This is a genomic window from Methylobacterium sp. PvP105, from assembly GCF_017876975.1.
In the GTDB taxonomy this organism is placed as follows: domain Bacteria; phylum Pseudomonadota; class Alphaproteobacteria; order Rhizobiales; family Beijerinckiaceae; genus Methylobacterium; species Methylobacterium radiotolerans.
In genome coordinates this window covers 3,294,411-3,311,698 of sequence record NZ_JAGIPA010000001.1, presented here as the reverse complement: position 1 = coordinate 3,311,698, position 17,288 = coordinate 3,294,411, and the positions used below count along the sequence as shown (strand labels likewise).

The window sequence follows — 17,288 nt, the reverse complement described above, 5'->3', positions numbered from 1 at the left end:
TAGACGACATGTCGAAGAAAAGCTCAGTCGAGAAGAACGAGGCCCGCAAGGCGCTGGTGAAGCGCTTCGCGGCCAAGCGGAAGGCGCTCCTGGAGATCGCCAACAACGACGCCCTCGAGATGGAGGAGCGCTTCGAGGCGCGCCTCAAGCTCGCGGAACTGCCGCGCAACTCGTCGGCCACGCGCATCCGCAACCGTTGCGGCATGACCGGCCGTCCGCGCGCCTACTACCGCAAGATGGGCATCTCGCGCGTGGCGCTGCGCGAGCTTGGCAACCGGGGCCTGATCCCCGGCCTGGTCAAGTCGAGCTGGTAAGGAGGTCCCCATGGTCAACGATCCCGTGGGCGACATGCTCACCCGCATCCGCAACGGCCAGCTGCGCCGTCGCAACGTCGTCCAGACGCCCGGCTCGCGCCTGCGCGCCAGCGTCCTCGACGTCCTGAAGGCCGAGGGCTACATCCGCGACTACGCGGCGACGGACCTCGGCAACGGCCGCACCGAGTTCGCCATCGAGCTCAAGTACTACGACGGGCGCCCGGTGATCCGCGAGATCAAGCGCGTGTCGAAGCCGGGCCGCCGGGTCTACTCGTCGGTCGGCGAGCTGCCGCACGTGGCCGACGGCCTCGGCGTCACCATCGTCTCCACCCCGCAGGGCGTCATGGCCGACCACGAGGCGCGCGAGCGCAACGTCGGCGGTGAAGTGCTCTGCACCGTGTTCTGATCGGGACGGAGGAGGTTATCCCATGTCTCGCGTAGGCAAGAAGCCGGTCCCCGTGCCGGCCGGCGTTACCGCCACGGTCACCGGTCAGACGGTGAAGATGAAGGGTTCGAAGGGCGAGCTGTCGTTCGTCGTTCCCGCCCTCGTCAACGTGGCGATGAAGGACGGCGCCATCGAGGTGCAGCCCGTCAACCAGTCTAAGCCGGCGCGCTCCCTGTGGGGCACGTCGCGGGCGCAGATCGCCAACATCGCCGAGGGCGTCTCGAAGGGCTTCGAGAAGAAGCTCGAGATCACCGGCGTCGGCTATCGCGCCGCGATGGCCGGCAAGGCGCTCAAGCTGTCGCTCGGCTACAGCCACGACATCGAGTACGCGATCCCCGCCGGGATCACGATCGCGACCCCGAAGCCCACCGAGATCACGATCTCCGGGATCAACCGCCAGCAGGTCGGTCAGGTCGCCGCCGAGATCCGCGAATATCGCGGACCCGAGCCCTACAAGGGCAAGGGCGTGAAGTACGCGGGCGAGTTCATCTTCCGCAAGGAAGGCAAGAAGAAGTAAGGAGGGCATCATGTCTCGCAAGCTCGAAGCCCTCGATCGCCGCAAGGCGCGCGTCCGCCGCGCGCTGCGGGCCGCCGCCAACGGCCGCCCGCGGCTCTCGGTGTTCCGCTCGTCGAAGCAGATCTACGTGCAGGTCATCGACGACGTCGCCGGCAAGACGCTGGCCTCGGCCTCGTCGATCGACAAGGCCCTCAAGGGCGAACTCAAGACCGGCGCCGACGTCGCCGCCGCCACCGCGGTGGGCAAGCTCGTCGCCGAGCGCGCCAAGGCCGCGGGCGTCACGAAGGTGATCTTCGACCGCTCCGGCTACATCTATCACGGCCGCGTCAAGGCCGTGGCCGAGGCCGCCCGCGAGGGTGGCCTGGAGTTCTGAGTCACGACGGCGGGCCGGGCGGATCCTCTTCGCCCGGCAGATCCGAAACCCGATCGAGCGAGCGGCCCCGCCGGCCGCGTCAGTGAGATGGATAGGTAGACAACATGGCACGTGAACGTGAAGGCGGGGGCCGCGGCCGCCGCGAAGACCGCGAGGAGCGCGACAGCGAGTTCGTGGACAAGCTCGTCCACATCAACCGCGTCGCGAAGGTGGTGAAGGGCGGCCGGCGCTTCGGCTTCGCCGCCCTCGTCGTCGTCGGCGACCAGAAGGGCCGCGTCGGCTTCGGCCACGGCAAGGCCCGCGAGGTGCCGGAGGCGATCCGCAAGGCGACCGAGGCTGCCAAGCGCGGTCTGATCCGCGTCTCGCTCCGCGAGGGCCGGACCCTGCACCACGACGTCAACGGCCGCCACGGCGCCGGCAAGGTGATCCTCCGCGCGGCCCCGCAGGGCACCGGCATCATCGCCGGCGGCCCGATGCGCGCCGTGTTCGAGACGCTCGGCATGCAGGACGTCGTCGCCAAGTCGCTGGGGTCCTCGAACCCCTACAACCTCGTGCGCGCCACCTTCGAGGCGCTCAAGAACGAGGACAGCCCGCGCTCCGTGGCGGCCCGCCGCGGCATCAAGGTGTCGAGCCTCCAGGCCCGTCGCCGCGACGCCGACCCGGCCGACCAGTCCGAAGCCGCGGTCGCGTAAGGGGAGGGTCCGATGGCACAGAAGACTCTCCGCGTCGAGCAGATCGGCTCGCCGATCCGCCGCGAGGCCAGCCAGCGCCAGACGCTGATCGGCCTCAAGCTCAACAAGCTCCACCGCGTGTCCGAGCTGGAGGACACGCCCTCCGTGCGCGGCATGATCCGCAAGGTTGCGCACCTCGTGCGCGTCCACGGCGACGTGGCGTGAGGAGGTCCCGATGAAGCTCAACCAGATCAGCGACAATCCCGGCGCCACCAAGGACCGGATGCGCGTGGGCCGGGGCATCGGCTCCGGCAAGGGCAAGACCGCGGGTCGCGGCGTGAAGGGTCAGAAGGCCCGGACCGGCGTGGCCATCAAGGGCTTCGAGGGCGGTCAGATGCCGCTGCATCGTCGCCTGCCGAAGCGCGGCTTCAACAACCTCTACGCCCAGGACCTGAACGAGGTGAACCTCGGCCGGATCCAGGAGGCCGTCGACGCGGGCAAGCTCGACAAGGCCGCCACCGTCACGGTGGAGAGCCTGGTCGCCGCCGGCATCATCGCCCGTCCCCGCGACGGCGTGAAGCTGCTCGGTGTCGGCGAGATCACCGCGAAGCTCAGCTTCGAGGTCACCCGCGCCTCCAAGTCCGCCGTCGAGGCGGTCGAGAAGGCCGGTGGCTCGGTCAACGTCGTCTACGCCCAGGGTGCCTCCACCCGCGGCGGCAGCGAGGCGGCCACGGCCTGACGGACGCGACGGGGCGACCGCGGGACCCGTTGCACGGGCTCCGCGCACCCTTTAAGCCGATCCTTCGAGCGGCGGCCCTGCGACCACGCGGGCCGCCGTTTTCATTTCATCCGGGCCGCTCGCCCGGCGACACTTCCAGGACGCGACGCTTATGGCCTCAGCCGCCGAGCAGCTTGCCGCCAATCTCAATTTCGGTGCGATCGCCAAGGCCGATGAGCTGAAGAAGCGCATCTGGTTCACGCTCGGCGCGCTCGTGGTGTTCCGTCTGGGCACGTACATCCCGATCCCCGGCATCGACCCGGAGCAGTTCGCCCGGAACTTCCAGCAGCAGGCGGGCGGCGTGCTGGGCCTGTTCAACATGTTCTCGGGCGGCGCCGTGGAGCGCATGGCGATCTTCGCCCTGAACATCATGCCCTACATCTCGGCCTCGATCATCGTGCAGCTCCTGACCTCGGTGATCCCGAGCCTGGAAGCGCTGAAGAAGGAGGGCGAGTCGGGCCGCAAGGTCATCAACCAGTACACCCGCTACCTGACGGTGGTGCTGGCGCTGGTTCAGTCCTGGGGCATCGCGATTGGTCTCCAGGGCTCCTCGGCCGCGATCGATCCGGGCCCGTTCTTCCTGGCCTCGACGGTGATCACGCTGACGGGCGGGACCCTGTTCCTGATGTGGCTCGGCGAGCAGATCACCTCGCGCGGCATCGGCAACGGCTCGTCGCTGATCATCTTCGCCGGCATCGTGGCCCACCTGCCGGTGGCGATCGCGGGCGCGCTCGAACTCGGCCGGACCGGCGCCCTGTCGCCGGCGATCATCCTGGGCGTGGGCGTCGCCGCCGTGGCGCTCGTCTACTTCATCGTGTTCATGGAGCGCGCCCAGCGCCGGCTGCTTATCAACTACCCGAAGCGCCAGGTCGGCAACCGCATGTACGAGGGCCAGACCTCGTTCCTGCCGCTCAAGCTCAACACCTCGGGCGTGATCCCGCCGATCTTCGCCTCGTCGCTGCTGCTGCTGCCGGCCACCGCCGCGAGCTTCTCGGCCAACGGTGGCGCCACCGGCTGGCTCGGCACGGTCACCGCCTATCTCGGCCACGGCACGCCGCTGTTCATGGTGCTCTACGCGGCGCTGATCATCTTCTTCACGTTCTTCTACACGGCGGTGGTGTTCAATCCGCAGGAGACGGCCGACAACCTGAAGAAGCATGGCGGCTTCATCCCGGGTATCCGCCCGGGTGAGCGCACCGCGGCTTTCATCGACAAGGTGCTGACCCGCATCACGGTGATCGGCGCCCTGTACCTGACCTTCGTGTGCCTCTGCCCGGAGATCCTGTCGTCCTACGCGGCGGCCAGCCTCGGCTTCGGCGGCACCTCGCTGCTGATCGTGGTCTCGGTCACGATGGACACGGTGGCGCAGATCCACGGGCACCTGATGGCCCATCAGTACGAGGGCCTCGTGAAGAAGGCCAAGCTGCGTGGCGCCTCGACCACGCAACGGCGGCGCTGAGCCTGCTACAGAGGCGGGCCGACCCCGAGGACACTCCCGCCTCTGGCCCAAAGGTCTGGATGCCTCACCGGCCCGGACCGGCTAGAAAATCCCGAACCCGGCGATGCCAGGGAGGCTTCGCCACCACGGCTTGTGCCCACTGAGAGAGTGGGCCGAACGAGGACAACGCCATGCGTATCATTCTGCTCGGGCCGCCCGGTGCGGGGAAGGGGACGCAATCCGAGCGGATCGTACAGCGCTTCGGCATCCCGCAGCTCTCCACCGGCGACATGCTCCGCGCCGCGGTGGCCGCCGGCACGCCGGTCGGCCTCGAGGCCAAGGCCGTGATGGAATCCGGCGGCCTCGTCTCCGACCGGATCGTCGTCGGCATCGTCGCCGACCGGATCGAGGAGCCGGACGCCCGCCGCGGCTTCATCCTCGACGGCTTCCCGCGCACGGTCGCGCAGGCCGAGGCGCTCGGCGAGATGCTCGCCAGCAAGGGTCTGAGCCTCTCCGCGGTCGTCGAGCTGAAGGTCGACGAGAACGCCCTGGTCGGCCGCATCGAGAAGCGCGCCGCCGAGACCCTGGCCCGCGGCCAGGCCGTGCGGAAGGACGACACGCCGGAGGTGTTCAAGCAGAGGCTTGAGGCCTACCGCGCCCAGACGGCGCCCCTCTCCGCCTACTACGCGCAGAAGGGCACGCTGGAGACCGTCGACGGCATGCAGCCGATCGACAAGGTCACCGCCGACCTGATGGCGGTGCTGGAGCCCCACGAGGAGCGCGTCGCTTCCTGAAGCGATCGCGGCGCGCTGACCGATAAGTGAAGCGCGCCCGTGAACCCGGCGCGATCGCGGAGGGTTATGGGGCGGATCCACGATCGGAAACGCCATGACCGTCCGCCTCCTCGCCACCGCCTCGCTCCTGCTCGCGGTGGCCCTCCCGCCGCTGCCGGCCTTCGCGCAGAGCCCGGCCCAGTCCTTCGTGTACGGCCAGAAGCGGTTCCGCCACGCCTGCCGGCCGCCGCTCAAGTACGCGGCGGGGACCTGCGTTCGACGCTGCCCGGCGGGCTACCAGAACATGGGCGGCTACTGCCGGCTACGGAACCAGGGCTTCCGCTGAGACGCGGTCCGCGCGCAGGGGGCGCTGTCCCGAGATCCGGCGATCGCCCCCGGCTCCGTCGTTCAGATCCGCCCCTCGCGGCGGAGGCTCCCGAAGAAGTTGACGATGTCCATCTGCAGCGACCGGTGGCCGAACAGGCGGAACGGGTAGCCTTCGGCCGTTCCGTCGCGCAGCTCGATCATCGCCGTCATCGTGTTGTAGCGGAACACCATGCGGCGACCGGCGAGGGTCGCCCAGAGCAGCGGCGGCCCGCCGTCCCCGTCCTGGAGCGCGACCGAGCCGGGCTCCGCCTCGGCGAGCACGCCGCCGATCACCGCCAGCGTCACCGGCATGACCTCTTCCAGGGTCTCTTCCGCGGCGCGCAGCACCGAATCGGCGAAGGACCGCAGGGTCGCGCCGTCGCTCGTCAGGACCGCCATCTCCGCTCCTCGATCACACATTGTGGGCGCGCACCGTGCGCTTGGGGGGACAGAACCATGGCGACCCGTCGTTGACATCGGGCCGCCCGCGCGCTAGCAGGCCCTCCTTCGTCCAACCGAACGATGGTCCGAGGTGCCCTGTCCGGGGCCGCCCGCGGGCCGCGTCGTCGTTTCACGCGCGCAGGGGCCGGCCTCCACCGGACGCGCGCGACACCGGCCCGGATCATCGGGCCCCAGATGGAGAGTGATCGTGGCCCGTATCGCAGGCGTCAACATCCCGACCAACAAGCGCGTCGTCATCGCGCTCCAGTACATCCACGGCATCGGCGCCAAGAAGGCCGAGGAGATCACCCAGAAGGTGAACATCCCCGCCGAGCGTCGCGTCAACCAGCTGACCGACGCCGAGGTTCTGCAGATCCGCGAGACGATCGACCGCGACTACCTCGTCGAGGGCGACCTGCGCCGCGAGGTCTCGATGAACATCAAGCGCCTGATGGATCTCGGCGCCTACCGCGGCCTGCGCCACCGCAAGCAGCTGCCGGTTCGCGGCCAGCGCACCCACACCAACGCCCGCACCCGCAAGGGCAAGGCGAAGCCGATCGCCGGCAAGAAGAAGTAAGTTTTGGGATCGGGAGGCTGCGCTTCGCTCGGCCTCCTTCCCGTCACGCCGGGTGTCCCGCGGGGGGCCCGGCTTTGGCACGGCGATCCTGCACGGACGCGCCGGCCAAGTCCCAAAAACAATCCCGAGCGCCTGGTGTTACGGGCGTGCCTGAAGGAAGAGTGAGACGAGAATGGCCAAGGAACCGCAACGCGTCCGCCGCCGCGAGCGCAAGAACATCGTGTCGGGCGTCGCCCACGTGAACGCCTCGTTCAACAACACGATGATCACCATCACGGACGCGCAGGGCAACACGATCTCGTGGTCGTCGGCCGGCGCGATGGGCTTCAAGGGTTCGCGCAAGTCGACCCCGTACGCCGCCCAGGTCGCCGCCGAGGATGCCGGCCGCAAGGCCGCCGAGCACGGCATGCGCACCCTCGAGGTCGAGGTGTCGGGTCCGGGTTCGGGCCGTGAGTCCGCGCTCCGCGCCCTCCAGGCGGCGGGCTTCACGGTGACCTCGATCCGCGACGTCACCTCGATCCCGCACAACGGCTGCCGGCCGCGCAAGCGCCGCCGCGTCTGATCCGAGCCTGCGAAGCCCTTTGACGGAGAAGCTCATGACGGGATCGAAGCCGCTTCCGGGCGTGCTGCGTTGGAAACTCGGCGACCTCACGGTCACCGCGCTCAACGACGGCTGGTTCCAGGCCAGCCTCGATCTCGTCACGGGCATCTCCAAGGAGGAGGCCGGGCGGCTCCAGGTGGCGGGTTTCCGCACCGAGCAGCCCAAGATCACGCTGAACGCCTTCCTGATCACGGGTCCCGGCCTCAAGCCGACCCTGATCGACACGGGCTACGGCGACCTCGCGCCGGCGCCGACCCTCGGCCGGGCCGGCGCGGCGCTCGCGGTCACCGGCGTGATGCCGGAGGAGATCGGCACGGTGCTCGTCAGCCACCTGCACCCCGACCATGTCGGCGGTCTCGTGAAGGACGGCGCGGCGCGTTACCCGAACGCCGAGATCGTGCTGCACGCCGACGAGGCGGCGCACTGGCTTCCCGACGCGGCCCTGGCCCAGGCGCCCGAGGCCGCGAAGCCCTATTTCGAGGGCGCCCGGAAGTCCCTGGCGCCCTACGCCGGCAAGGTGCGCGAGCACCGCGGCGGCGAGGTCCTCCCGGGGATCACGGCGGTCCATCTGCCCGGACACACGCCGGGCCATTGCGGTTTCCGCATCGTCTCCGGTGGACAGTCGCTGATGATGTGGACCGACGTGGTGCACCTGCCGGCGATCCAGTTCAAGAACCCGGAGGCCGGCGTCGGCTTCGACGTCGACGGCGACCAGGCCCGGGAGACGCGCAAGCGGATCCTGGACGAGGTGGCCAGCGAGCGGACGCTCATCGCCGGCGGCCACCTCGAATTCCCGGCGCTCGGCTACGTGGACCGGGACGGGGCTGGCTACAGCTTCGTGCCGGTGCTGTGGGTCGGCGGCGAGTAACGGCGGACAGACATTCAGGGACCGTTCGGGGCGCCAGGGGGCGGCACCGAGCGGCCGAAGCGCGGGGACGGGCGTCGCGGATCCCGGGCAAGGACGAGAGGTAGGATCGTGGTCATTCAGAAGAATTGGCAGGAACTGATCAAGCCGAACAAGCTGCAGGTCACGACCGGCGACGACCCCAAGCGGGTCGCCACGGTCGTCGCCGAGCCGCTCGAGCGCGGCTTCGGCACGACGCTGGGCAACGCCCTGCGCCGCGTGCTCCTGTCGTCGCTCCAGGGCGCGGCCGTGACCTCGGTGCAGATCGACGGCGTGCTGCACGAGTTCTCGTCGATCCCGGGCGTGCGCGAGGACGTCACCGACATCGTCCTCAACATCAAGACCATCGCGATCCGCTCGCAGACCGACGCGCCCAAGCGCATGACCCTGCGCAAGACCGGCCCGGGCCTCGTCACCGCCGGTGACATCGGCACGGTCGGCGACATCCAGATCCTGAACCCCGACCTCGTGATCTGCACGCTCGACGACGGCGCCGAGATCCGCATGGAGTTCACGGTCGCCACCGGCAAGGGCTACGTCCCGGCCGAGCGCAACCGCCCCGAGGACGCGCCGATCGGCCTGATCCCGGTGGATTCGCTGTTCTCGCCGGTCACCAAGGTCAGCTACCGCGTCGAGACCACCCGCGAGGGCCAGGATCTCGACAAGGACAAGCTGACCATGACGGTCGAGACCAACGGCGCGGTCTCGCCGGAGGATGCCCTGGCCTACGCCGCGCGCATCATCCAGGACCAGCTGCAGGTCTTCGTGAACTTCGAGGATCCGCGCAAGGAAGAGGCCGCGCCGCTCGCGCCGCAGCTGCCCTTCAACCCTGCGCTGCTCAAGAAGGTCGACGAGCTGGAGCTGTCGGTCCGCTCGGCGAACTGCCTGAAGAACGACAACATCGTCTACATCGGCGACCTGATCCAGAAGTCCGAGGGCGAGATGCTGCGGACCCCGAACTTCGGCCGCAAGTCGCTCAACGAGATCAAGGAAGTGCTCGCCGGCATGGGCCTGCACCTCGGTATGGACATCCCCGGCTGGCCGCCGGAGAACATCGAGGATCTCGCCAAGCGCTTCGAAGAACACTACTGAGAGGCGCAGCCGCCTCGGGCCGAACTGGGCGGCGCTAGGCGGCGCCGCTCGTAGGGCCGATCGAGACCCGGGACCTCGCCGAGCCGACGCGAAGTCCCGCAAAATCCCGCCGCGGGGTCAAGCGGAGAGCAACAGCCTCAACGGGGCACCCGGCCGTACCGTGGCACGGCGGCCGAGACCAGAAGGAAGCCAGCACCATGCGTCACGCCTATCGCGGCCGCCGTTTCAACCGCACCGCCGAGCATCGCAAGGCGATGTTCGCCAACATGTCCGCCGCGCTGATCAAGCACGAGCAGATCATCACCACCCTGCCGAAGGCGAAGGACCTGCGTCCGGTCGTCGAGAAGCTGATCACGCTGGGCCGCATCGACAGCGTGCACACCCGCCGCCTCGCCATGGCGCAGCTGCGCGACGCCGACATGGTCAAGAAGCTCTTCACCGTGCTCGGGCCGCGCTACAAGGGCCGGCCGGGCGGCTACTGCCGGATCATGAAGGCGGGCTTCCGTCAGGGCGACAACGCCCCGCTCGCGGTGATCGAGTTCGTCGACCGCGACGTCGACGCCCGTGGCAAGGATTCCGGTCCGAGCCAGGTCGCCGACGCCGCCTGATCGGCACCGGGCGTCCCGACGCTCCCGGTCCCTGAGAAGCCGTCCCGGATCCTCCGGGGCGGCTTCTCGCGTTTCGGCGCGCTCGGTCTCGCAGCCGGCGTGGAGCGATCGAGGGCGCATGAAAAAACCCGCCGGCTCGCGCCGACGGGTCTGTAGCAGGGTCCACGTCTCGGATGGTCGCGGGAGCTCGCCCTGGCGGCCCGTCTCAGACAGGCCGGGAACTCGACCGCGCCGCGCTCCGAAAACCCCTATCCCTGCCGGGACTCGTCCGGTGGACCGTCCTGGTCCAGGTCGTTGTCACGCCTGCGGCGCGGGAAGATGCCGTGATTGCTCATGGTCCACCTCCTCTTCGTAACCCGGGGGCCTGCGAGCCCCACGGAGAGAGAATGAGCCGGCAATCGATTGGTTGCAAGCCCCCCGTCAGGTGGCGGGCTCGGCCCCGCCGTCGAGCAGCGTCGCGACCCGAGCGGCGAGATCGGCGGAGCGGAACGGCTTCGTGAGGACCGGCAGGTCGTCGGGGATCTGCATCGCCTCGGCATGGCCGGTGAGGATCAGGACCGGCAGGCCCGGATCCCGGTCGCGGATCTCGGCGGCCAGGTCGATGCCGCTCATGCCGGGCATGGCCAGGTCGGCCACGACGATGTCGTAGCGGCCGTCCTGGAGGAGACGGAGGGCGGCCTCGCCGTCGCCGGCCTCCGTGGTGCTGTGGCCGAAGGCGGTGAGGAACGAGGCGGTCACGTGGCGGACCTGCGGATCGTCGTCGACGATCAGGACGCGGGCGCGCCGTCCGGCGACCGGGACGGCACCGGAAGCCTCCGCGGCCTGCTCGGGCGCCTGATCGGCGAAGGGGAGGGCGAGTTCGACGCGGGTGCCACGACCGACCACGCTGTCGATCACCAGCCGCCCCTTGGATTGCTGCGCGAGGCCGAACACCATGGCGAGGCCGAGCCCCGTACCCTGGCCGACAGCCTTGGTGGTGAAGAACGGCTCGCAGACCCGGCGCAGGATCTCCTCCGGAATGCCGGTGCCCTCGTCGGTGACGCTGATGCCGAGATAGGGACCGTCGGCGATCTCGGGATCGCCGCTGATGGCGAGCCGGCGCGTCGCCACCGTGATCGCGCCCCCGTCCGGCATCGCGTCCCGGGCGTTGATGCACAGGTTGAGCACGGCGAGCTCGAGCTGGTCCGGATCGACCTGGACCGCCGGCAGACCGTCCTCGAGGTCGGTCCGGACCGTGACGAGGCCGCCGAGGCTCCGGCCGAACAGGTCGCTCATGCCGGTGATCAGGGTGTTCACGTCGACGGGGCGCGCCTGGAGGTCGTGGGCGCGGCTGAAGCTCAAGAGACGCTTGGTCAGGGACGCCCCGCGCTCGGCGGCGCCGCGGGCGTTCTCGATCAGGCGCTGGACCCGCGGCTGGTCGGCGACCTTCGGGCCGGCGAGCTCGAGGCTGCCGAGGATCGCGGTCAGCAGGTTGTTGAAGTCGTGCGCGATGCCACCCGCGAGGGTGCCCAGCGCCTGCATCTTGTCCGACTGGCGCAGGCGCGCCTCCAGGGTCCGCTGCTCGGTCACGTCGCGCTCGATCATCGCGAGGTGACTGATCGCCCCGCTCGCGTCGCGGATCGGCACCCGCGTCACGTGGCTCCACTGCTCGGCGCCGGTCGGGCCGTCGCTGATGAGGCTCTCGGCCACCGCGCCGGACCGGACCGCCGCCGCGTCCGCCGCCGTCACGGCCTCGGCCTTCGGTCCAAGAAGTTCGTCCTCGCGCCGCCCGAGGCTGGCGGCGACGTCGTGGCCCAGGAGGGCGGCCTTGCGGCCGTTCAGCCGCACGAAGCGGCCCGCCGCGTCCTTGAAGCTGATCGCGTCCTGGGCGTGGTCGAGGAGTCCGCGCAGGAGCGCCCGCTCGGTGGCGAGGTCCCGGCCGAGGCGGTGGCGCTCGAAGGCCTGCCGGACGGTGGAGCGGAGCAATCCGGCATCCCAGGGCTTGGTGACGTAGCCGACGATGCCGCCCCGGTTGAGGGCGGCGATCACCGCGGTGATGTCGGCGTAGCCGGTCAGCAGGATCGCCTGCGCGTCGTGGAAGGTGCGGGCCTCGGCGAGGAGCGCGTCGCCCGTGAGGCCCGGCATCCGCTGGTCCGAGAGCACGACGGCGATGTCGGGCTCGGCGCGCAGGATCTCCAGCGCCTCGGCCGGGCGCGAGGTCGTCAGAACCCGGTAGGACTCCTCGAACAGGTCCTCCAGGGCGATCAGGATGTCCGGCTCGTCGTCGACGGCCAGGATCGTCCCTACACCTGCCGTACCGTCACTCATGCACTGGCCGCCTGCCGCGGAATCCCGATCACGAAGCAGGCTCCCCCACCCGGGGCCGTCTCCACGGTGAGCGAGCCGCTATGCGCTTGAACGACGCTGTAGGCAATCGCAAGACCCAGGCCCGTACCGGATCCGACCGGTTTCGTCGTGAAGAACGGCTCGAAGATCTTCTCGCGCAGCGTATCTGGAATGCCGGGACCGGTATCGCTGATGCGAATCTCGTCGAGTTCGGGGTTCGACTGCGTCGTGATCCGGATCGTGCCGCCCTGCGGCATGGCGTCGGCGGCGTTGCCCAGGATGTTCATCACCACCTGGTTGAGCAGCGCCGGGGTGCAGTGGATCTCGGCACGCCCCGCGAAGCTGCGCTCCACGGCGATGCGCTCGCCGAGCTTGTGCTGGATCAGCGCGAGGACCGTCTCGATCGCCTCCGGCACGTTGACCAGGGCGCGCTCGCCCTCGTCGAGGCGCGAGAACTTCCGCAGGTTCAGCACGAGATCCTGGATCCGGGTCAGCCCCATCCGCATCGAGCCGACCCGCTGCCGGGCCTTGTCGATGGCGCGTGCGGCCGCCTCCGGGGCGGCGTCCGGCAACTCGCCGAGCAGGCGCTCGACCGTGCCCTGGTGGGCCAGGATGAAGGCCAGGGGATTGTTGATCTCGTGGGCGATCCCGGCCACCAGCTCGCCCAGCGAGGCCATCTTGGCGGCCTGGACGAGCTTGGACTGGGCCTCGGTGAGCTGGCGGTTGGCGTCGGCGAGGTCGCGATTGGCCCGTTCCAGGGCGTCGGCGAGGCGCGCCCGGGCCTCGGCCGCTTCGGCCTCGGCGCGGGCGCGCTCCACAGCCCGCTCGCGCTCGCCGAACTGGCCGGCGATGCGCCGGTCATCCTCCTCCAGGAGGCGCCGCCGCACGAAGCCGCGGACCCGCAGCGCCAGCACCTCGGCGTCGGTCTTCGAGACAACGTCGTCGGCGCCGGCCGCGTAGGCCTCCACGAGGAAGTCCTTGGCCGGATCGCTGCCGGCGATGCCGACGAGGTGGAAGCCCGCGCCGGCCGCCTGGCCGGAGCGCCGCTGGCTGATCGCCCGGCACAGGGCGAGGCCGTCATAGGCGTGGCCCAGGAGATCGACCGTCACGCAGTCGAAGGCCTCGTCGCCGGCCGCCGCGTCCAGGGCGGCCAGCGCCGCCTCCGGCCCGTCGACGCTCGCCACATGGTGTCCGTCCTGGCCCATCACGCCGGCCAGGAAGGTCCGGTAGGTGGCGCTGCCGTCGATCACCAGGACGCGCCCCCGCCGGAAGGCGGCCGCGCCCGGCCCCTCGCCGTCGGTCGTCGGGCGGCGCTCGCGCAGCAGGGCGCGGATGCGCAGGATCATCAGGTCGCGGTCGGCGGATTTCGGCAGGTAGGCGTCGGCGCCGCTCTCCAGGCCCTGGCGCTCGCCGCCGCTGCCGCCGGTCAGCATCAGGACGGGCAGGGCCCGGGTGCGCAGGGACAGGCGCATCTGCCGGATCAGCTCGTCGCCGTTCATGCCCGGCAGGTGGTAATCGGCCACCACGAGGTCGGGCTGGCTGCGGTTGAGATGATCGAGGGCGGTCTCGGCGGAGGCGCAGCGCTCCACCGCGAAGCCGTGCGCCTCCAGCAGCAGGCGCAGTTCCAGGGCCTGCGTCTCCGAATCCTCGACCAGCAGGATCCGGGCCGGCACCTCGGACGTGCCGGCCTCGCTCACGGCCGCGCCCCCGCATCCACGAGGCGCAGGACGTGGTCGGCGACGCGGTCGAGGGGCAGGACGGCCCGGGCGGCCCCCAGACGCACGGCCGCCGCCGGCATGCCGTAGACGACGGCGGTGCTCTCGTGCTCGGCCACGGTCTGGGCGCCGGCCTTCTGCATGTCGGCGAGCCCGACGGCCCCGTCCTCGCCCATGCCGGTGAGCAGCACGCCGATGCCGGACGCTCCGGATTGCCGGGCCATGGACCGGAACAGCACGGTGGCGGCCGGGCGCTGGCCCGAGACCGGCGCGGAATTGATCACCCGCAGGATCCGGCCGGAGCCGATCTCCAGGTGGCGGTCGCCCGGTGCCACGTAGACCCGGCCGGGTTCGGCGCGCTCGCCGTCCTGGGCGAGGGAGACCGGCAGGGTCACGACGCTGTCGAGCCAGCTGGCGAACCCGTCCATGAAGGCCGCGCCCATGTGCTGGACGACCAGGACCGGCAGCAGGAAGTCCTTGGGCAACGCGCCGATCACCCGCGCCAGCGCCGGCGGACCGCCTGTGGAGGCGGCGATGCCCAGGAGGCTCGGGGCCTGCCCGGGCAGTTCGGCCGGCGGCGCCTGGGGCGCGGCGGCGCCGCGGCCGGCCCACTCGGTGCCGATCGGGCGGCGGCGGATGACCGGAACCTGGGCCATGATCCGCAGCTGCGTGCAGATCTCGCCGGCCACACCCTCGTAGCCGGCATGGGTCGTGGCCACGGGCTTCTCGACCACCGACAGGGCCCCGGCCCGGAGCGCGTTCATCGAGATGCGCAGGGAGGAATCCTCGACCGAATCCGCCACCACGACGATCGGGGTCGGAAGCTCGGCCATGATCCGGCGGGTCGTCTCCAGGCCGTCGATGCCGGGCAGGCGGATATCCATCGAGATCACGTCCGGTCGCACGGTCCGGAGCTTGTCGAGGGCCTCCTCGCCGGAGGCGACCGCGGCCACGAGCTCGAGGCGGGGGTCGCGGGAGACGATGTGGCGCAGCAGCTCGCGCACCACGAGACTGTCCTCCACGAGCATCACGCGGACGGGGGTCATAGGAGCTGCCCGATCGTATCCAGCAGCTGGCGCTGGTCGAACTTCTGCTTGGTCAGGTAGGCGTCGGCGCCGAGATCCAGGCCCCGGGCGACGTCGGCGGCGTCCCCGCGGGAGGTCATCAGGATCGTCGGCAGCCGGGCGAAGCGCTCGTCGGCCCGCAGGGCCTTCAGGAGGCCGAACCCGTCGAGGCGCGGCATCTCCACGTCGGCGAGAACCAGATTCACAGGCTCGATCTCGGCGCGCAGCCGGTCGAGGGCGTCCTGCCCGTCGACGCACACGACCACGCGGTAGCCGGCGGCTTCCAAGATTCCCTTCTCCAAAGTCCGGGTGGTGATCGAATCGTCGACGACCAGGATCGTGGCGCGCGCGGACGCGCCCGGCGTGGCGTGAGTCGTCGAACGTGGAGCCGGCGCCATCGTTCCGAGCGAACTGCCCGAGATTCCGGCCTGGGCGCGCGCCGCGAGCCCCTCGGGGTCGAGGACGAGCACCGGCACGTCCCCGTGCAGCACCGCCGTGCCGGCGATCAGCCCCGGATCGGCGCCGAAATCCGGCGCGGGCAGGACCAGGAACGGGCGGACGTCGTGCAGGCGGTCGACCGCCAGGGCCAGACGGCCGCCGCCGGTCCGCAGCACCACGGCGGTCAGCGTGCCGGGATCGGCCGGATCGGCGACCTGTCCGAGGATCGCGGCGAGATCCGTCACCGGGTGGCTCGTCGCGGCCTCCCCGTCGCCGAGGCGGACGATCGTCCGGCCCATGGCGACGGGCAGCTCGCCGCGCTTCAGGCGCAGGAGGCGCTCCACGGCGCCCCCGGGGAGCGCGTAGCTGCGCCCGGCCGCCTCGACCAGCAGCAGGCTGCGCCGGGCCGCCGAGAGCGGCAGGCTGAAGATCAGGGCGGTGCCGGCCGGGTCGCGCGGCTCCAGGCGGACGCTGCCCATGAGCTGGCGGGCGGCGTCGGCGGCCACCGAGAGGCCGTAGCCGCGCCCCGACAGGGTGTCGACCGCCTCGGCGGTGGAGAAGCCGGGCTCGAACACGAGGCGCAGCAGGGTGTCGGGTTCCGCGGCGGAACCGGGGGCGAGGAGGCCGCGCTCGCGGGCCGCCGCCTCGATCCGGGCAAGGTCCGGGCCGGGCCCGTCGTCGAACACGGTGACCTGGAGGCGGGAGCCGCGCACCGCGACCTCCAGGCCGAGGCCCAGGGCCTCCGGCTTGCCGGCCGCGCGCCGCACCTCCGGCGCCTGCCAGCCGTGGCTGAGGGCGTTGCGCAGGGCGTGGAGCAGCGGATCCTTCAGGGCCTGCAGCGTGCCGCGCTCCACCGGCAGATCGAGGCCCCGCAGGTCGAGATCGACCTCGCGGCCCTGCTCCCGGGCGGTCTCGCGCAGCGACCGGGCGAGGGGGGCCAGGACGGTCTCGGCCGGGACCAGGGCGAGGCGCTCGGCCGCGGCGCGGACGCGGGTCGCGGCACCCTCGACCGCGCTCGTCGCGGAGGCCTGGCGCCGCGACAGGTCCGCGGCCTCCCGGGCGAAGGCGCCCGCGCGCGCCGCGAGGGCGCGCCACTCGGGCCGCTCCGCGCCGGCCCCGGCCGCGAGCGCCTCGGCGCCGACGCGCAGGTCGCGGGCGAGGCGGGCGAGCCGGGCGAGCCCGTCGGCCGCGGGCGCCTGGCCCGCCAGGGTGCTGGCGAGATCGTGGCTCGCCCGGGCCAGCGCCTCGACGGCGTCGGCCGGCACCCGCAGGATCGCCGCGGAAGCCTCCGCCGGCTCGGGGCCGGGCTTCGGCGCGGGGGCGGCCGGCGCCGGCGGTGCGGTCGCGGCCGGCGGGGATGACGGCGCGGCGGGCGGACGCGGTGCCGGGCTCGGCGTCGGATCCGGCGACGGAGCGGCCTGTGGTGCTGGCGGTGGAGCGGGTGATGGAGCTGGCGAGGGCGCCGGCTGCGCCTCGCCCGGGAGCCGGAGGACACGGCCGAGGGCCGCCAGGGCGTCGGACGGCATGTCCGGACCGGCGCCATCGGTGAGGCCGGCGACGTACGACTCGATCCGGTCGAGGGCGAGGTGGACGGCGTTGGCCGCCTCGCGATCGAGGGCGGTGGCGCCGGTCCGCACGCCCTCGAACAGAGTCTCGAGACGGTGGGCCACCGCCTCGACTGCCGGAAGGTCGACGGCGCGGGAGGCTCCCTTCAGGCTGTGGGCGCGGCGGAAGACGTCGTTCCAGTCCGGCGTGGCGCTGCCGAGCGCCCCGCGGATCGCCGCCACGTGCTCCCGGTGCTCGACGTCGAAGGCGGCGAGCAGGAGCTTGCGGATATCCTCGGCCAAC

Annotated in this window: 20 protein-coding genes; 15 read left to right on the top strand and 5 right to left on the bottom strand. The window is 71.3% G+C overall.

Translation table 11 applies throughout. The features are described 5' to 3' along the window. Positions 1-8 precede the first annotated feature (8 nt). From rpsN to J3A75_RS15915, 10 genes are all read left to right on the top strand, one after another. Positions 9-314, top strand: coding sequence for a 30S ribosomal protein S14 (rpsN, locus tag J3A75_RS15960; protein WP_010686179.1), 306 nt, complete (start codon positions 9-11; stop codon positions 312-314). Between the two features lie 10 nt (positions 315-324). Continuing rightward, positions 325-720, top strand: a complete 396-nt coding sequence (gene rpsH, locus J3A75_RS15955; protein ID WP_012319176.1) for a 30S ribosomal protein S8 — start codon at positions 325-327, stop codon at positions 718-720. Between the two features lie 22 nt (positions 721-742). Next, on the top strand, positions 743-1,276 hold the full coding sequence (gene rplF / locus J3A75_RS15950; RefSeq protein WP_012319175.1) for a 50S ribosomal protein L6: 534 nt from the start codon (positions 743-745) through the stop codon (positions 1,274-1,276). Positions 1,277-1,286: 10 nt separating this feature from the next. Next, entirely contained in the window at positions 1,287-1,649 is a 363-nt protein-coding gene (gene rplR / locus J3A75_RS15945) for a 50S ribosomal protein L18 (protein WP_012319174.1), read from the top strand. Between the two features lie 104 nt (positions 1,650-1,753). Then, positions 1,754-2,341, top strand: coding sequence for a 30S ribosomal protein S5 (rpsE, locus tag J3A75_RS15940; RefSeq protein ID WP_010686175.1), 588 nt, complete (start codon positions 1,754-1,756; stop codon positions 2,339-2,341). 12 nt (positions 2,342-2,353) lie between these two features. Then, positions 2,354-2,545 carry a 50S ribosomal protein L30 gene (gene rpmD / locus J3A75_RS15935; protein ID WP_012319172.1) on the top strand — a complete coding sequence of 64 codons (192 nt, stop codon included), beginning with the start codon at positions 2,354-2,356 and terminating at the stop codon, positions 2,543-2,545. 10 nt (positions 2,546-2,555) lie between these two features. Beyond that, positions 2,556-3,059 (top strand): 50S ribosomal protein L15, encoded by a 504-nt coding sequence (rplO, locus tag J3A75_RS15930; RefSeq protein WP_209650422.1) that lies wholly within the window; start codon positions 2,556-2,558, stop codon positions 3,057-3,059. Positions 3,060-3,210: 151 nt separating this feature from the next. Next, positions 3,211-4,557 carry a preprotein translocase subunit SecY gene (gene secY / locus J3A75_RS15925; protein ID WP_012319170.1) on the top strand — a complete coding sequence of 449 codons (1,347 nt, stop codon included), beginning with the start codon at positions 3,211-3,213 and terminating at the stop codon, positions 4,555-4,557. A gap of 170 nt (positions 4,558-4,727) precedes the next feature. After that, positions 4,728-5,330: an adenylate kinase gene (locus J3A75_RS15920; protein WP_012319169.1), complete on the top strand. Its 603-nt coding sequence runs from the start codon at positions 4,728-4,730 to the stop codon at positions 5,328-5,330. 94 nt (positions 5,331-5,424) lie between these two features. Then, on the top strand, positions 5,425-5,655 hold the full coding sequence (locus J3A75_RS15915; protein WP_043073699.1) for a hypothetical protein: 231 nt from the start codon (positions 5,425-5,427) through the stop codon (positions 5,653-5,655). Between the two features lie 62 nt (positions 5,656-5,717). Here J3A75_RS15915 and J3A75_RS15910 read toward each other — a convergent pair whose 3' ends face one another. Next, the gene (locus J3A75_RS15910; protein WP_029360798.1) at positions 5,718-6,074 is read right to left on the bottom strand and encodes a hypothetical protein; all 357 of its coding nucleotides are present in this window, start codon (positions 6,072-6,074) and stop codon (positions 5,718-5,720) included. Between the two features lie 250 nt (positions 6,075-6,324). Between J3A75_RS15910 and rpsM the strand changes: the two genes are divergently transcribed. The 5 genes from rpsM to rplQ all read left to right on the top strand — a co-directional run bounded on the left by rpsM (position 6,325) and on the right by rplQ (position 9,898). After that, positions 6,325-6,693 (top strand): 30S ribosomal protein S13, encoded by a 369-nt coding sequence (gene rpsM, locus J3A75_RS15905; RefSeq protein ID WP_012319166.1) that lies wholly within the window; start codon positions 6,325-6,327, stop codon positions 6,691-6,693. Positions 6,694-6,865: 172 nt separating this feature from the next. Continuing rightward, positions 6,866-7,255: a 30S ribosomal protein S11 gene (gene rpsK, locus J3A75_RS15900; protein WP_010686167.1), complete on the top strand. Its 390-nt coding sequence runs from the start codon at positions 6,866-6,868 to the stop codon at positions 7,253-7,255. Between the two features lie 34 nt (positions 7,256-7,289). Beyond that, on the top strand, positions 7,290-8,162 hold the full coding sequence (locus J3A75_RS15895; RefSeq protein ID WP_070999473.1) for an MBL fold metallo-hydrolase: 873 nt from the start codon (positions 7,290-7,292) through the stop codon (positions 8,160-8,162). 108 nt (positions 8,163-8,270) lie between these two features. Then, entirely contained in the window at positions 8,271-9,290 is a 1,020-nt protein-coding gene (locus tag J3A75_RS15890) for a DNA-directed RNA polymerase subunit alpha (protein WP_010686165.1), read from the top strand. 197 nt (positions 9,291-9,487) lie between these two features. Next, complete coding sequence (gene rplQ, locus J3A75_RS15885) at positions 9,488-9,898, top strand: 50S ribosomal protein L17 (RefSeq protein WP_012319164.1); 411 nt, start codon at positions 9,488-9,490, stop codon at positions 9,896-9,898. 420 nt (positions 9,899-10,318) lie between these two features. On the opposite strand, the gene J3A75_RS15880 is transcribed toward rplQ, so the two are convergent. Genes J3A75_RS15880 through J3A75_RS15865 form a run of 4 tightly spaced genes read right to left on the bottom strand, consistent with a single transcriptional unit; the run spans position 10,319 to position 17,287 of the window. Further along, positions 10,319-12,205, bottom strand: coding sequence for a response regulator (locus J3A75_RS15880; protein ID WP_063111703.1), 1,887 nt, complete (start codon positions 12,203-12,205; stop codon positions 10,319-10,321). After that, entirely contained in the window at positions 12,202-13,920 is a 1,719-nt protein-coding gene (locus J3A75_RS15875; protein ID WP_012319162.1) for a response regulator, read from the bottom strand. The genes J3A75_RS15880 and J3A75_RS15875 overlap by 4 nt, the downstream gene beginning before the upstream one ends. Beyond that, entirely contained in the window at positions 13,917-14,984 is a 1,068-nt protein-coding gene (gene cheB / locus J3A75_RS15870) for a chemotaxis-specific protein-glutamate methyltransferase CheB (RefSeq protein WP_070999472.1), read from the bottom strand. Before cheB ends, J3A75_RS15875 begins: the two co-directional genes overlap by 4 nt. Continuing rightward, a complete protein-coding gene (locus J3A75_RS15865; RefSeq protein WP_209650421.1) occupies positions 14,981-17,287 on the bottom strand; it encodes a response regulator in 2,307 nt (768 codons plus the stop codon). Before J3A75_RS15865 ends, cheB begins: the two co-directional genes overlap by 4 nt. Position 17,288: the final 1 nt, after the last annotated feature.

Coding starts and splice junctions, on each gene's coding strand:
- J3A75_RS15880 (WP_063111703.1), bottom strand. CDS start 12,205: ATGAGTGACGGTACGGCAGGTGTAGGGACGATCCTGGCCGTCGACGAC.
- secY (WP_012319170.1), top strand. CDS start 3,211: ATGGCCTCAGCCGCCGAGCAGCTTGCCGCCAATCTCAATTTCGGTGCG.
- rpsH (WP_012319176.1), top strand. CDS start 325: ATGGTCAACGATCCCGTGGGCGACATGCTCACCCGCATCCGCAACGGC.
- cheB (WP_070999472.1), bottom strand. CDS start 14,984: ATGACCCCCGTCCGCGTGATGCTCGTGGAGGACAGTCTCGTGGTGCGC.
- J3A75_RS15920 (WP_012319169.1), top strand. CDS start 4,728: ATGCGTATCATTCTGCTCGGGCCGCCCGGTGCGGGGAAGGGGACGCAA.
- rplQ (WP_012319164.1), top strand. CDS start 9,488: ATGCGTCACGCCTATCGCGGCCGCCGTTTCAACCGCACCGCCGAGCAT.
- rpmD (WP_012319172.1), top strand. CDS start 2,354: ATGGCACAGAAGACTCTCCGCGTCGAGCAGATCGGCTCGCCGATCCGC.
- rplF (WP_012319175.1), top strand. CDS start 743: ATGTCTCGCGTAGGCAAGAAGCCGGTCCCCGTGCCGGCCGGCGTTACC.
- rpsN (WP_010686179.1), top strand. CDS start 9: ATGTCGAAGAAAAGCTCAGTCGAGAAGAACGAGGCCCGCAAGGCGCTG.
- J3A75_RS15910 (WP_029360798.1), bottom strand. CDS start 6,074: ATGGCGGTCCTGACGAGCGACGGCGCGACCCTGCGGTCCTTCGCCGAT.
- J3A75_RS15915 (WP_043073699.1), top strand. CDS start 5,425: ATGACCGTCCGCCTCCTCGCCACCGCCTCGCTCCTGCTCGCGGTGGCC.
- rplR (WP_012319174.1), top strand. CDS start 1,287: ATGTCTCGCAAGCTCGAAGCCCTCGATCGCCGCAAGGCGCGCGTCCGC.
- J3A75_RS15895 (WP_070999473.1), top strand. CDS start 7,290: ATGACGGGATCGAAGCCGCTTCCGGGCGTGCTGCGTTGGAAACTCGGC.
- rpsE (WP_010686175.1), top strand. CDS start 1,754: ATGGCACGTGAACGTGAAGGCGGGGGCCGCGGCCGCCGCGAAGACCGC.
- rpsK (WP_010686167.1), top strand. CDS start 6,866: ATGGCCAAGGAACCGCAACGCGTCCGCCGCCGCGAGCGCAAGAACATC.
- rplO (WP_209650422.1), top strand. CDS start 2,556: ATGAAGCTCAACCAGATCAGCGACAATCCCGGCGCCACCAAGGACCGG.